This is a genomic window from Bacillus yapensis (assembly GCF_005280205.1).
Classification (GTDB): domain Bacteria; phylum Bacillota; class Bacilli; order Bacillales; family Cytobacillaceae; genus Robertmurraya; species Robertmurraya yapensis.
Window position 1 is genome coordinate 58,745 of record NZ_SUND01000012.1, and the last position, 14,671, is coordinate 73,415.

Annotated in this window: 12 protein-coding genes; 10 read left to right on the forward strand and 2 right to left on the reverse strand. The window is 39.1% G+C overall.

Translation table 11 applies throughout. From position 1 onward, the window contains the following. The first annotated feature begins 50 nt into the window (after positions 1–50). The 5 genes from FAR12_RS14805 (at position 51) to murC (ending at position 7,039) form a co-directional block, all read left to right on the forward strand. Positions 51–1,073, forward strand: coding sequence for a PTS sugar transporter subunit IIC (locus FAR12_RS14805; RefSeq protein ID WP_126409546.1), 1,023 nt, complete (start codon positions 51–53; stop codon positions 1,071–1,073). Next, a complete protein-coding gene (locus tag FAR12_RS14810; protein ID WP_126409547.1) occupies positions 1,070–1,381 on the forward strand; it encodes a thioredoxin family protein in 312 nt (103 codons plus the stop codon). The genes FAR12_RS14805 and FAR12_RS14810 overlap by 4 nt, the downstream gene beginning before the upstream one ends. Positions 1,382–1,488: 107 nt before the next feature. Next, the gene (locus FAR12_RS14815; RefSeq protein ID WP_126409642.1) at positions 1,489–2,283 is read left to right on the forward strand and encodes a DUF1444 domain-containing protein; all 795 of its coding nucleotides are present in this window, start codon (positions 1,489–1,491) and stop codon (positions 2,281–2,283) included. Positions 2,284–2,455: 172 nt separating this feature from the next. Continuing rightward, positions 2,456–5,179: a DNA translocase FtsK gene (locus tag FAR12_RS14820; RefSeq protein ID WP_126409548.1), complete on the forward strand. Its 2,724-nt coding sequence runs from the start codon at positions 2,456–2,458 to the stop codon at positions 5,177–5,179. 552 nt (positions 5,180–5,731) lie between these two features. Further along, positions 5,732–7,039: a UDP-N-acetylmuramate--L-alanine ligase gene (gene murC, locus FAR12_RS14825; RefSeq protein WP_126409549.1), complete on the forward strand. Its 1,308-nt coding sequence runs from the start codon at positions 5,732–5,734 to the stop codon at positions 7,037–7,039. 79 nt (positions 7,040–7,118) lie between these two features. On the opposite strand, the gene FAR12_RS14830 is transcribed toward murC, so the two are convergent. Then, positions 7,119–8,234 (reverse strand): aminopeptidase, encoded by a 1,116-nt coding sequence (locus FAR12_RS14830; RefSeq protein ID WP_126409550.1) that lies wholly within the window; start codon positions 8,232–8,234, stop codon positions 7,119–7,121. A 203-nt stretch (positions 8,235–8,437) separates the two neighbouring features. Here FAR12_RS14830 and FAR12_RS14835 point away from each other — a divergent pair, with 203 nt between their 5' ends. From FAR12_RS14835 to ytxJ, 3 genes are read left to right on the forward strand one after another with little or no spacing between them, the layout of a single operon-like run. Beyond that, positions 8,438–8,902: a DUF948 domain-containing protein gene (locus FAR12_RS14835; protein ID WP_126409551.1), complete on the forward strand. Its 465-nt coding sequence runs from the start codon at positions 8,438–8,440 to the stop codon at positions 8,900–8,902. Positions 8,903–8,927: 25 nt separating this feature from the next. Further along, positions 8,928–9,371: a YtxH domain-containing protein gene (locus FAR12_RS14840; RefSeq protein WP_126409552.1), complete on the forward strand. Its 444-nt coding sequence runs from the start codon at positions 8,928–8,930 to the stop codon at positions 9,369–9,371. 28 nt (positions 9,372–9,399) lie between these two features. Next, positions 9,400–9,723 (forward strand): bacillithiol system redox-active protein YtxJ, encoded by a 324-nt coding sequence (gene ytxJ, locus FAR12_RS14845; RefSeq protein ID WP_126409553.1) that lies wholly within the window; start codon positions 9,400–9,402, stop codon positions 9,721–9,723. A 44-nt stretch (positions 9,724–9,767) separates the two neighbouring features. On the opposite strand, the gene FAR12_RS14850 is transcribed toward ytxJ, so the two are convergent. After that, positions 9,768–11,930 (reverse strand): cell division protein FtsA, encoded by a 2,163-nt coding sequence (locus FAR12_RS14850; protein ID WP_126409554.1) that lies wholly within the window; start codon positions 11,928–11,930, stop codon positions 9,768–9,770. A 232-nt stretch (positions 11,931–12,162) separates the two neighbouring features. Here FAR12_RS14850 and FAR12_RS14855 point away from each other — a divergent pair, with 232 nt between their 5' ends. Together FAR12_RS14855 and ccpA are read left to right on the forward strand one after the other, a co-directional pair. Beyond that, the gene (locus tag FAR12_RS14855; protein ID WP_126409643.1) at positions 12,163–13,239 is read left to right on the forward strand and encodes a bifunctional 3-deoxy-7-phosphoheptulonate synthase/chorismate mutase; all 1,077 of its coding nucleotides are present in this window, start codon (positions 12,163–12,165) and stop codon (positions 13,237–13,239) included. Positions 13,240–13,637: 398 nt separating this feature from the next. After that, on the forward strand, positions 13,638–14,636 hold the full coding sequence (gene ccpA / locus FAR12_RS14860) for a catabolite control protein A (RefSeq protein WP_126409555.1): 999 nt from the start codon (positions 13,638–13,640) through the stop codon (positions 14,634–14,636). The last annotated feature ends 35 nt before the right edge of the window (positions 14,637–14,671 follow it).

Sequence of the window (14,671 nt, forward strand, 5' to 3'; positions counted from 1 at the left end):
GCCACATGTGTCAAGACACCTGTAAATTTAGTAGAGAGGAACAATGAGAGATGAAGAATTTTTTAGAGAAGAAGGGGGTAAGTCTTTCCCTAAAGGCTTATGTTATCGACTCATTAAATGGTATGGCGCTTGGTCTATTTTCATCCTTAATCATAGGGTTAATTATTAAAACAATCGGAGAACAACTAGATATAGCTTTTTTAGTAGAAATTGGTACGATGGCGATGGGCTTAATGGGACCAGCTATTGGTGTGGCGGTGGCTTATAGCCTTAAAGCACCTCCTCTTGTTTTGTTTGCTGCCATTTTTAGTGGGGCAGCCGGTGGAAATTTAGGTGGAGAGGCAGGAGCCTTTGTCGCTGCTCTTATCTCTGTTGAACTCGGTAAGATAGTTAGTAAAGAAACGCGCATTGATATTATTGTCACACCTTTAGTGACGATTTTAACAGGATTTGCTGTAGCTAAAGTCGTCGGTCCTGCTGTTGATTATGCAATGAAAGCAGTCGGTGATCTCATTGTATGGAGTACGGATCAACAACCAATCTTAATGGGAATTGTTATTTCTGTTGCGATGGGACTTGCGTTAACCTATCCTATTTCAAGTGCAGCGATTGCCATGATGTTGGATTTAAATGGCATAGCTGCTGGAGCTGCTGTCATCGGATGTGCAGCTCAAATGATTGGCTTTGCTGCAAGTAGTTATCGTGAAAATAAAATTTCTGGACTTATATCACTTGGCGTTGGTACATCGAGCCTGTTAGCCCCAAATTCGATACGAAATCCGTGGATTATTATCCCGCCAACAGTGGCCGGTATTATTCTCGCTCCGATTGGGACAACTTTGCTCGATTTTCATAACAATGCAGCAGGCGCAGGCATGGGGACGAGTGGATTGGTTGGCCCAATGATGACTTTTACAACAATGGGATTCGGACCAGATGTATGGATTAAAGTAATCTTGTTGCTTTTTGTTGGACCTGCTGTAATTAGCCTGTTATTATCAGAATATATGAGGAAAAAAGGTTGGATCAAATCAGGTGATATGTTGATCCAAATAGAAGGAGCAAGAGAATGAAAAAATTAGAAAGTATGGAACAGTTTGAGCAATTGAAAAATGATGGAAAGCATATTTTTATGTTTTCAGCTGACTGGTGTCCGGATTGCCGTTTCATCGATCCGTTTTTACCAGAAATTCAAGAAAAGTACCAAGAGTTTACGTTTGTTTACGTGGACCGTGACGATTTCATTGATTTATGTGGACAAGTGGATGTCTTTGGAATTCCGAGCTTCCTTGCTTATGAAAACGGAAAAGAGCTTGGCCGTTTTGTAAGTAAAGATCGTAAGACGAAAGAAGAAGTAGAGAAGTTTATCGAAAGCCTTTAATAAATATATGGAGCCCTTTATCTTGATTCTTTGAGATAGAGGGTTTTTTGTTGTAATATAAATAGGATTGGAGAATCTCCTAATCGTGAGGAGGAACAAACATGAAAATGGATAGCATGAAGATGAAACGAGAGCTTGAAAAGCGATTACAACGTCCAGGACGGACTTTTACTTATGATAAAAAGAATGACCAGCTTCGAATTGTAAATGAAGAGACTGGCAAAGGAATCACCATTTCTCTTCCAGGAATTGTTGGAAAATGGGAAGAGCAAAAGGAAAAAGCAATTGATTCAGTCGTCTATTATGTAGAAGAAGGACTTCAAGCGATGGTTGAGCCTTTGAAGCTTGATGGACACGAAAAAAGGATTTTTCCTGTTATTCGTTCTACTTCTTTTCCGACAAGTTCTCAAGAGAATGTTGAACTTTTATACGATGATCACACGGCAGAGACTAGAATCTACTATGCTCTTGATTTAGATAAAACGTATCGATTGATTGACGAACAGCTACTTGCAAAAGAAGGATGGGATCGCAATAGGATTAAGGAGATTGCCCTCTTCAATGTTCGTTCGCTATCTACAGAAACGAAAATCGATCAAGTAGCTGGCAACACATTTTACTTTTTGAACAAAAATGATGGCTATGATGCGAGTCGGATTCTAAACGAATCTTTCCTCAAGGAAATGGAACAAAAAATTACTGGAACAATGGCTGTTGGCGTTCCCCATCAAGATGTACTCATTATTGTTGATATTCAAAATGACACAGGCTATGACATCCTTGCTCAAATGATGATGAGCTTCTTCGCGAGTGGAAGGGTTCCAATCACAGCTCTGTCATTTATATATGAAAACGGCGAATTAGAGCCAATCTTTATTTTAGGGAAAAATAAAAAGAGATGATGAGGAGGTTCCACCTATTGTGGTGGGCCCTTCTTCTTTTTATAGTGAAAAATTAGTAAAAACAGGTAAATAGCCCTGTTCCTTCATATTTATCTCGAAATTTCTATAATTATTGCTAAAATAAAGTATAAAGAGAAACTAGAGAATTGTATTTTAGAAAGAGTGATTTATTTTGAGTTGGTTTAAAAAACTATTTCAATCCCAAAACAGTGAAGAAGATGATTACATAGAAGAGGCTCGCCCAGAAAATAAGGAAGGACGTTCTGATGTAGATGCTAGAGTCATCTATCAATATCCGAAAGGACAGTTTCGCTTTCCTTTAATTCCTGATGAGGAGCGAGGGGGGAAGAGAACTAGACCAACTGGAGAGAGAAAGCGTACGCCTGCTCCTTCTGCTGTACCGAAAAGACCAGAACGTCCAAAACGGCCTTCTGTGGAAAAAGTTCAGCCGAATGTGAAAAAAGTTGTTGAGACTCCTACAGCGAAGCCAGTTCAAAAAAAGAACTATTCGAATGGACCGTTTCGTCCAACGGAAATTCCTTCTCCTATCTATGGATTTGAAAGGCCACCAAGAAGGACGAAACCGGTAGAAGTTGAGCTAGATGGATTTACTAGTAATAAGAGGGAAGTAGAGCCAGTCGTACCAGTGTCAAATCCAATCATCGGGTCTGTATTTAAGCCTGTGGATAGAATGCAACAAGAAACTGTAGCACCATCTCGAACTGTTATTGAGCCAACAAATGATTTTGAGGCTAACAATATATTCGAAAAAGTTGAGCCAAAAGTTGATTTTGAGCTGAACAACAGGTTTGAAAAAATTGAGTCCAAAATTGATAAGGAGCCCCAGATATCGTTTGAGCAAGAGAACATAAAAGATTTCGGGCGCGAATCAATTCCATTTAATGAATTTTCTCCAGCTCCAGCTGTTGAAATTGAAGCTAAGCCTGAGCTAACTACGTACAACGAGAATGATATTGTATCTGAAGTAGGCGACTTAGAAAATAAAGCAATCGATCTAGTAGAAGAAATTTTTGAAGATTATGATGAGATAGAGACTTTTACTGAAGAAGATGAGGAAGCAGAATTACTAGAATTTGAGGATGAAGCTGAACTCGAAACTGCATTCGTTTATGAAGCAGAGGAGACTCCTATTCAACCTACCGAAGCCACTCTGGAGGATTTACAACCTAAGTCAGAGTCTGATGAGCAGTATGAACAAGTGGAGAACTTGGAATCAGAACCACCTGTTGAGAAAAAACGATCTCACATTCCATTCAATGTCCTCATGCTTTCACAAGATAAGCGCAAGCTTGAAAACAAAGTAAAAGAAACTTTTGCTCCTGCTATGTCTGAAGTAAGTGTGACATTAGAAGAAACGAAACCAGAAGAAGTTGTTACGGAAGTCAAACGAGTAGAAAACCTTGTGGAATCGAATGTAGTAGAAAATAATACAGAATACAGCGAGCAAAGCTCAGAAGAAGCTTACTACGTTTTCCCATCGGTCAACTTATTGAAGCCTCCTGTTTTTAAAAGTGTGGACAAGGAATGGCTTGAATTACAGGAACATCAGTTGAATGAAACATTATTTAACTTTAATGTTCGAGCTAGTGTAGCCAATGTGACGCAAGGACCATCTGTTACACGCTTTGAAGTTCGTCCTGAGCCAGGGGTTAAGGTTAATAAAATCACGAACTTATCAGATGATATTAAATTGAGCCTTGCTGCAAAAGATATTCGTATGGAAGCACCGATTCCTGGTACGCATATGATTGGAATCGAGGTACCAAATGAATCAAGTCGTCCTGTGTTCATTAGTGAAATCATTAAGAGCCAAGAATTTATTGAGTCGCAATCGCCTTTAACAGCTGTACTCGGTTTAGATATTTCAGGGGAACCGATTGTAACCGATTTAAGAAAAATGCCCCACGGACTTATCGCAGGGGCAACAGGTTCAGGAAAAAGCGTTTGTATCAATTCGATCCTTGTCAGTTTGCTTTATAAGGCAAATCCAAATGAAGTTAAGCTTTTGCTTATCGATCCAAAAATGGTTGAGCTTGCACCATATAACCAAATCCCGCATTTGGTAAGTCCAGTTATCACTGATGTGAAAGCAGCGACTGCTGCGCTTAAATGGGCCGTTGATGAAATGGAACGACGTTATGAGCTGTTTGCGCATGCTGGAGTTCGGGATATTTCCCGTTTTAATGATATTGCTGAGCAGGAAAAAAGGTATTCTGTGAAGCTCCCTTATATCGTGATTGTAATTGATGAGTTAGCCGATTTGATGATGATGTCTCCTGCTGATGTAGAAGAGGCCATTTGTCGAATTGCTCAAAAGGCTCGCGCATGTGGAATTCATTTAATTATCGCGACACAGCGTCCATCTGTAGACGTCATTACTGGTCTAATCAAAGCAAACGTACCGACAAGAATTGCTTTTTCTGTATCATCACAAATTGACTCTAGAACGATTATTGATATAAGCGGTGCAGAACGATTGCTTGGTCGAGGAGACATGCTATTTTTAGAAAATGGCTCTTCGAAGCCTGTAAGACTTCAAGGGACATATGTAACCGATGAAGAAATTGATGCAATTGTGAACCATGTTCGCAGGGAGCAAAGTCCTCAGTATTTATTTGAGCAGGAAGAGCTGTTGAAAAAAGCAATTGTTTCGGAAGAAGAGGACGAGCTATTTTATGAAGCTTGTGAGTTTATTATTGAACAAGGTGGAGCCTCAACATCCAGTCTTCAAAGGAAATTTAAGATTGGCTACAATCGTGCGGCTCGACTGATTGATATGATGGAAGATCAAGGGTTTATTTCTGAAGCACGAGGCAGTAAACCACGTGATGTGTTAATTACGGAATCTGAATTAGAATCTTTTCACGATGAATAAGATTTTGCATGCAGGTTCATGACATGGTATCTAAGATTTGTTTTATACTAAGAAATAGTTCTAAAGATGGTTATTCATGAGTATGATCGGATTGGTATTTCAACAGGAATCCAACCTTGTACCATAGTTTTTAAAATGAAATGGTGCTATAATGGTTGAACATGAGTCCATACGACATACATACAAACAGTTAGTTAACCCGGGGAATCGTATGATTCAAGAATAGTTTTGGTTTTTCCAAAAATGAGCAAAATTGATTATAACTCATATACTGTTTTACAGATGACTCTCTTCACTGTTCCAATGAAAATGCCAATAGTGAAAACAACAATGTAACGAAAACAGTTTACTGGCTTATGTATAAAAGTGCTGAAAGCATGATTATAAAGATAAGTAAATAGCTTTACTGTTTTCTATTTAGAAAATTAATCTTCAAAGGCAGATTCCATTCGTAGTGATGATTTTCTTTTGAGAATTTCTTGATGGAGTTGGCAACAGCAAAAGTTGATGAAATTTCAGCCTTGCAGATAGAAGATGGTTGGAGGTTCTATTATGACGATTTACCACTTTGTAGGGATAAAGGGTTCAGGAATGAGTGCACTTGCACAAATTCTTCACGATATGGGATACGAGGTTCAGGGCTCTGATTATGACAAGCGTTTCTTTACGCAAATAGCACTTGAAGAGGCTGGCATCAAAATCCTCCCTTTCCAAAAAGAAAATATACAGCCTGGCATGACAATTATTGCGGGAAATGCTTTTCCTGATACACATGAAGAAATTGTTCGTGCGATGGAATTAGGATTGCCAGTTGTGCGTTATCATCGTTTCTTGGGCCAGTTTATGGAGCGCTTTACGAGTATCGGAATTACAGGTGCTCATGGTAAAACATCGACAACTGGTCTATTAGCCCATGTCATGAAGGGGGCAAAACCTACTTCTTATTTAATTGGAGATGGTACCGGAAAGGGAGATAAGGAAGCTGAGTTTTTCGTTTTTGAAGCATGTGAATATCGCAGACATTTCTTATCATATTTCCCTGACTACTGCATCATGACCAATATCGATTTTGATCATCCTGACTATTTTGCGAATGTGGAGGACGTGTTCTCTGCCTTTCAAGAGATGGCCCTTCAAGTTAAAAAAGGCATTATTGCTTGCGGTGATGATGAGAAGCTACAAAAAATTCAGGCGAAGGTACCAGTTCTTTTCTACGGCTTTGGAGAAGAAAATGATTTTCAAGCGCGAAATGTGGAAAGAACAGCTGAGGGTACAAAGTTTGATGTATTTGTGCGCAATACTTTTTATGATACATTTGCGATTCCAACCTATGGCGATCACAATGTATTGAATGCCCTAGCGATTATTGCTATTTGCCACTATGAAGAAATTGATTCTTCTATTGTGAAGGAGCAGCTTTTAACCTTCAAGGGTGTGAAAAGACGTTTTACTGAAAAAAGTGTAGGATCTCAAATTCTAATTGATGATTATGCACACCATCCAACGGAAATTAAAGCAACTATTAATGCAGCAAGACAGAAGTACCCAGATAAAAATATTATCGCAGTGTTTCAACCACATACTTTTACGAGAACGCAAACCTTCTTAGGAGAATTTGCGGAGAGCTTGAAGCTTGCAGACAAAACTTATTTGTGTGAAATTTTCGGTTCTGCTCGTGAGAATCATGGACAGCTTTCGATCGAAGATTTACAAAAGCTTGTTCCTAATTCAAGTATTATTAAAGAGGATGAAACAGCTAGCTTAAGAGAGCATGAAAATAGTGTAATTCTCTTTATGGGTGCGGGCGATATTCAAAAATTCCAAAATGCATATGAAAAAAGCTTAGAGCCACAGTCTTAATGACTGTGGTTTTTTGGTGGGGGAAAAATCATCTCAAAAAAGTCCTCACGGCTCAGCCATGAGGACTCAAAACAAACACTTACTTCAGGTTTTCAGGATTTAAAGATTCAAGCTCAGCGATGACGAATCTTCCATCCTTACGAATCAATACATCATCAAAATAGATTTCTCCGCCACCGTATTCAGGTCTTTGGATGTTTACCAAATCCCAGTGGATATTGGAATGGTTGCCGTTAAAGGCATCATCATAGCATTGTCCTGGTGTGAAGTGGAAGCTTCCATCAATTTTCTCATCAAATAAAATGTCTTGCATTGGGTGAGAAATATAAGGGTTTACCCCAATCGCAAATTCCCCAACGTAACGAGCCCCTTCGTCTGTATCGAAAATTTTGTTAATTCTTTCAGTGTCATTGGACTCTGCTTCAACAATTTTTCCGTCCTTAAACGTTAGCTTGACGTTTTCGAAAGTGAAGCCTTGATATGGTGAAGGTGTATTGTACGAGATAACCCCATTAATCGAATCACGAACAGGAGCCGTATACACTTCACCATCAGGGATGTTCATCTGACCAGAGCATTTAATGGCTGGAATATCCTTAATAGAGAAGGTTAAATCAGTTCCTGGTCCTGTAAGACGAACCTTATCTGTTTTGTTCATCAATTCGACTAGACTGTCCATAGCCTTGTCCATTTTCCCATAATCTAAATTACAAACTTGGAAATAGAAGTCCTCAAAGCCTTCTGTGCTCATTTTTGCGAGCTGTGCCATTGAGGAATTAGGGTAGCGTAGGACAACCCATCTTGTTTTCGGAACACGGATGTCTCGGTGAACTTTTTTCCCGATTGTAGACCCGTTGATTTTCATTTTGTCGTCTGGAACATCAGCGTGTTCATTAATGTTGTCTCCAGTACGAAGACCTATGTATGCATCCATATTGCTCATGACATTCGCTTCAAACTCTGCCATCATGTTGAATTGCTCTTCCTCAGCTCCAAGTAATAGAGCACGATCTACGATGTTATCTTTTAATAAAACGAAAGGATAACCGCCAGCTTTATATGCTTCATTGACAAGAGCAGTCACAAGCTCACGCTGTAGGCCAAAGTTTTCAATTAAAACTTTCTCTCCCTTTTGTAGTTTTACTGAATAGTTTATTAAGTTTTTGGCTAAAGTCTCAATTCGAGGATCTCGCACAATTTTTCCCTCCGATGATCATTTTTATAAAAATAGACAGCATATGTTGTGAAATTAATCCGTCCTTTTTTTATTGTAACCGAATACAGGCAAATTGTTGAAATATAATCTCTTAAATCGAAAGAGGAAACTAGATTTGATTTGTGTTAAGATTTGTATATAGAGGGAAAACATAGAATAGATAGTCCGCGGAGGTGCACATTTTGGAAATAATTCTTTACTTAAGCGCAGCTGTAGCTGCCGTTGCATTTTTTGTATTAGTCCTTTTTATTGGGAGAACATTAAAGTCTGTCCAAGTGACTTTAGATAGTGTTTCTAAAACTTTGGTTGGGCTAGAAAAACAGCTTGACGGTGTGACACGAGAAACGACAGAGTTATTACATAAAACGAATGCTTTAGCTGAAGATATACAAAACAAATCAAATAGCTTAAATACGGTTGTAGAGGCTGTGAAGGATGTAGGTACAAGTATTAGAAAGTTCAACGGGACCATTCAAACGGTTACTTCTTCTGTCGATCGACAGGTTGAGCAAAATAAGGACAAGGTATCTCAAATCATTCAATGGACGAATGTATTTCTAGAGCTTAAGGAAAAATGGGCAGCAAAGAAGCAATCGAAGGAAATGGATGAGAAGAAAGTGGAAAGAGTAAGAGAAAGAGGACATTAATAAAATATTCAAAGGAGGATGTAAAATGGGAAACCGTGAAAACCAATTAAATGAAAAGGAAGAAAACCAATTAAATACGAAGGATTTTTTACTTGGCGCCTTAATTGGAGGAATTGTTGGAGCGGCTACTGCATTGTTCCTGACACCGAAATCAGGAAAAGACATTCGTGATGAACTATCTCAGCAAGCCATTACTTTAAAAGAAAAAACAGGCCATATCCGTGAAACGGCATTGAACAAAGGTACAGAATTAGCGGAAGTGGCAAAGGAAAGAACCATTTCCCTAGGACAAACCGTATCGAAGCAATCAAACGAATTGGTGAGTAAAGTAAAAGCCCTACGTCCTCAGACAGATGAAGTAAGCGGTGACACAGGAGTAGCTTCGGCGAGTGGTGATTCTGACATTCAAAGAAAACTAGAAGAAACAAAAAGAGCTTTTGATGAAACCGAGCAACAGCTAAATCATTAATCATTTCACCCTTTGGGAGGAACTACAAGTGATAAAAATAGAGTCGATTGAGGAATTTAATCAGATTTTAAAAGAGAATGAGCAATTCTATTTCTTGAAGCATTCATTGACATGCCCGATTAGTCAGGAAGCTTTTGAGGAATACGAAAGCCATGAAAATAGCCATGGTGAGACAAAACATTACTATTTGGCAGTGCAAGAGGCAAGACCATTGTCAAATCATATTGCTGAGACGTTTCAGGTCAAGCATGAATCTCCGCAAGCATTTTTATTTAATAAAGAAAATGTGGCCTGGCATGCATCTCATTGGAAAATCACAAATAAGTCATTGACTCAAGCTACTGAAGAATAGGAAACAAGAAAACCTCCATGACATGAATGGAGGTTTTCTTCATCTTAAGCTTCACTTTTCCTATTTTCCCAAACGATTTGAAGGTGGTCACCTGCATCAATTTGGTCATAGAAGGTTGTTTGTTGATTATTTTTTAGAAGACGGAAATTCCCTTCTGCTCTTGCTGGCATTTCCACTTCTACAAAATTGAACAAGTCTTGGAAGATAAAAGGCTTGAATCGTCTTTGTTGATGCGTTAGCACATCACCGTCTTGGATGGTGTCTTCATCTGAAAGAATCTGATCTTTTCTTCTAAACTCTGTAATAGTTTTCTTTAGTTCGAGTTCCTGTCCGTTAAAGAAAACAGGGAGCGTGTGATTCAGCATCATTTGCTTTTTCTCTGCTAATTCTCTCACGGTGATCGGCCGTTTCTTTTCAATCACAATCTCATCCAAATGTTCAAAGCTACTATGTAGCTTCACTTCCATTCCATTTCGGAACAGCCTTCCTGAGAAGGTTGGAAGAAAGGTCTCCTTGTGGTCTAGTGTGATTCGAAAAGGCTTGAGTGAGTGGACTAAGTCTCTTAAATTCAAAGAAATAAGGACTTCTTCAATTGTTTCAGGTATTTTACATTCAATGCTGTCGCGGTCCTCGATCAAGACATCAGGAGATACGACTTTCCCATTTTGCGTAATCGTTGGTGTAATTTGATACTCTTCGCCGTTTATCGAGATTGTTTTACTAGGAACTTCATCAAGCAATTCTTTGATTTGGAGGGTGTTCTTTTCCCCATCCGAACCTCTAACGACGGTCAGTTGATCGCCATTATGAACCTCGTCATCTAGCGAGCAGATAGACTCATTTTTTAATAGCTTAGGTGGACCGCCATGTTCGCCCGGAATCGTAATTTGTTGGCCATTCAAGGTCACGATCATCGCTAATCCTGGTTTTCCATAAAGCTTATTCATTTTAATTCCAGCAGCTAATAGGCAATCCCCAACTGTTAATTTTTTCACCTCAAACAATCGCACTGGCTGTTCATTGACATACACTGTTACATAATGAACTGGTGTTTTTTGAGCGGCAATGGCAATTCCAATTGGAGTCACGAGCTCAGGACCTTTTGTAATCTGTTCGTCGATTGTTAAGGATTGTATGGCATCAATTCCTCGAATAGCGACACGATTTTCAGGAAGATTTAGCTTTTCTGCAATCCGTTTTGGTAACTCTGGAGTTTGACTTCCTCCACCTACGAGCATGACGGCCTTAGGTGGTTTATGTCCATTTAAATTATAGATCTCTTCACAAATTGATTCCGCTAAGCGATCAATGGCAGTTGAGATTTGTGCGATGACATCTGACTTCGACAACTCTGTTTCAAATCCTAGGATGTCAGTAACAGTAATACTTTCATTTGTATGGAGCTCTCGTTTTGCTTTTTCCGCAAGTGGGAAATCTAATAAAAGCTGGTCACTGATTGCTTCTGTGATTTCGTCTCCGGCAACAGGAACCATTCCATAGGCAATAACCGTTCCAGAATCTGTTAGAGCAATATCTGAAGTTCCTGCACCAATATCGACAAGGGCTACATTCAATCTTCTCATCGTTGGTGGAATCAAGACATTGATCGCTGCAATAGGCTCAAGAGTCAGGGCTTCCATTTCGAGATTTGCCCGATGGAGGGCTGAGATTAACGATTCTACGACGACTTTTGGTAAAAATGTCGCGATAATCTCAACAGATGCCTCATCACCTTGTTGGTCAATTAAATTCCCGATTTCCTCACCATCTAGTCGATAATAGAGGACAGAATAGCCGACACAGTAATAATAGTGGCTCCGTTCTTCATCATGCTTTTCTGCTACGCTACTTTGCGCTTTTTGGACAGCACTTAATTCAATATGAAGAATATCTTCCTTTTGAATCCTCGGCTTTCCTTTAATATCAATAGTAACTTCGGCTCTTTCCGTTCGTAAGGCTCTACCTGCTGCAGCTACACTTACTTTATGTAATGGACCATGCTTTTTTTCAAGCTTTTGTTTGATTTCGGTAATGATTTTCGAGACAGATAGAACATCATGAATTTGACCATCAAGCATCGCGCGCTCCGAATGCTCAATCGCGAGCATATCTACAACATGATATTGTTGATCATGCTCTTCCAAAATGATTCCAACGACTGAACGAGTACCGATATCTAAGGCAAACAATTTCTTTTTATCTAGCAAAAGGATACACCTTCTTCAATTTATGATCAGAAAATTCTAAAAATACTTTATCGCTTAAAAGCGTTTAATTATTAAAGAAAAATACGTGACATTGAAATAGAATTCATATATAATAACTCTAATTATACAGAAATGTTTCATATTTCAACAGAGATTCCATGACAATCTGTGAAAAATTCAAATGCAGATTCGAAAGGAAGCATATACTATGATTCGAAAGGACGGGAAAAAGATGAGCAATATGAAGCTAGAAGAACTCCGTGATCGTGTTGACGAACTAAACGGACAGCTATTAAATCTTATTAATGAGAGAGCACGCCTTGTACAAGAAATTGGACGAGTAAAAGAAACACAAGGTGTCAATCGATATGATCCAGTTCGTGAACGTAAAATGTTAGATTCGATCTTAGAAAAAAATGATGGTCCTTTTGAGAAATCAACTTTACAACATTTGTTTAAAGAAATTTTTAAAGCAGGACTTGAATTACAAGAGGATGACCATCGTAAGGCACTTCTTGTTTCACGTAAAAAGCATCCAGAAAACACAATTGTGGACGTAAAAGGAACAAAGGTTGGAGCAGGAGCTCAGCAACTTATTTTTGGACCTTGCGCGGTTGAATCCTATGAGCAAGTAGCAACTGTGGCAGCTGCTGTTAAAGCAAAAGGATTAAAGCTTTTACGTGGTGGTGCTTATAAGCCAAGAACTTCACCGTACGATTTCCAGGGACTTGGTGTTGAAGGTTTGAAAATTTTAAAACGTGTTGCTGATGAATACGATCTAGGTGTCATTAGTGAGATTGTCAGCCCAGCAGATATTGAAATGGCTGCACAATATATAGATGTGATTCAAATTGGAGCTCGTAATATGCAAAACTTCGAGCTGTTAAAAGCGGCAGGAGCAATTAATAAACCAATCCTATTGAAGCGTGGTTTAGCAGCAACAATTGAAGAATTCATTAATGCTGCAGAGTATATTATGGCTCAAGGAAATGGACAAATTATACTTTGTGAACGTGGAATCCGCACATATGAAAAGGCAACACGTAACACATTAGATATTTCAGCTGTTCCAATCCTAAAGCAAGAGACACACTTACCTGTCCTTGTTGACGTTACTCACTCAACAGGTAGAAGAGATCTATTGCTTCCGACAGCGAAGGCAGCTCTAGCAATTGGTGCTGACGGTGTAATGGCAGAGGTACATCCAGACCCAGCTGTTGCTCTTTCTGATTCTGCACAGCAGATGGATCTAAACCAGTTCGACGATTTCATGGAGCAATTACTTGCTTCACAACTTGTTCGCGTTTAATAATTTCTGCGTGAAAAACCTTCTGCGGTAGGCAGAAGGTTTTTTGGTTGTTTAGGAAATTATAGATTTCGCTGTTGTGGATAAGTTTGTTATAAAGTGTATCTACGTTTAGCTCCAGCGCCTAGCCCCTCGAGGTCGCTTCAGACCAGATGATGAAGTTGAAGAACAAACTTCCCCATCTGGTCCTCCAGCGCTTGTCGGGTCTGATCAAGGCGCTTGCGCTTTTGTTCTTGCCTCTGAGGGTCGAATTTTCAACTTTTTTGTGAAAAAAGTTAACTTGACATTTGCGAGAGATGGCGGAGTGAAGTATGATTATGTACATAATAATAAACTAAAGTGTGTTATGATAGGATAAAATAGTAGATAATTAACCGTTTTAGAATAAGGAGTCGATTGAATTGAATATCACAATATACGATGTGGCACGTGAAGCAAATGTGTCTATGGCTACAGTTTCACGGGTAGTGAACGGAAATCCGAATGTAAAGCCTGCCACACGAAAAAAGGTTTTAGAAGTAATCAGCCGTTTAGGCTACCGTCCAAATGCCGTTGCGCGTGGACTTGCAAGTAAAAAGACAACGACCGTTGGAGTTATCATCCCTGATATTTCTAGCACGTTCTATGCAGAGCTTGCACGAGGAATTGAAGACATTGCGACAATGTACAAGTACAATATCATTTTAAGTAACTCAGATCAAAACAAAGATAAGGAATTGCACTTATTAAATACAATGCTCGGAAAGCAAGTAGATGGAATCGTGTTTATGGGCGGAAATATTTCTCAAGAGCATGTAGAAGAATTTGAAAAGTCTCCAGTACCAATCGTATTAGCTGGTTCTGTTGAAGAGACTGGTCAAGTACCTTCTGTAAATATTGATTATGAGCAAGCTACATATGATGCAATTACTTCCTTTATTGAAAAAGGACATAAGGAAATCGCTTTTGTCATTGGACCATTACATGAACCAATGAACGAAAAGAACAAGCTAAATGGTTATAAGCGTGCTTTAAGTGAAGCTGGAATCGAATATAATGAAGACCTCGTTGTTGAGGGAGATTATACGTATGATTCTGGTATTGAGGCATTCGATAAATTGGCTGAGCTTGATAATAAGCCAACTGCCATTTTTGTGGGAGCAGATGAAATGGCTCTTGGAGTTGTTCATGGCGCACAGGATAAAGGATTTGCAATTCCAGAGGATTTCGAAGTGATCTCTTCTGATAATACTAGACTTGCAGTGATGGTTCGCCCTCAGCTTACTGCTGTTGTCCAACCACTATATGATATCGGTGCTGTTGCGATGCGTTTATTAACAAAGCTGATGAACAAAGAAACAGTGTCTGAGCAAACAGTTCTTCTTCCACATCGTATCGAATTACGTAATTCAACGAAATAAGAATAGCTTAGAAAAGAACCTCTGCTGTCTTGAGC

Bases quoted from the DNA above. Each gene is read 5' to 3' on its own strand.
- FAR12_RS14805 (WP_126409546.1), top strand. From the start codon at position 51: ATGAAGAATTTTTTAGAGAAGAAGGGGGTAAGTCTTTCCCTAAAGGCT.
- FAR12_RS14810 (WP_126409547.1), top strand. From the start codon at position 1,070: ATGAAAAAATTAGAAAGTATGGAACAGTTTGAGCAATTGAAAAATGAT.
- FAR12_RS14815 (WP_126409642.1), top strand. From the start codon at position 1,489: ATGGATAGCATGAAGATGAAACGAGAGCTTGAAAAGCGATTACAACGT.
- murC (WP_126409549.1), top strand. From the start codon at position 5,732: ATGACGATTTACCACTTTGTAGGGATAAAGGGTTCAGGAATGAGTGCA.
- FAR12_RS14840 (WP_126409552.1), top strand. From the start codon at position 8,928: ATGGGAAACCGTGAAAACCAATTAAATGAAAAGGAAGAAAACCAATTA.
- FAR12_RS14855 (WP_126409643.1), top strand. From the start codon at position 12,163: ATGAGCAATATGAAGCTAGAAGAACTCCGTGATCGTGTTGACGAACTA.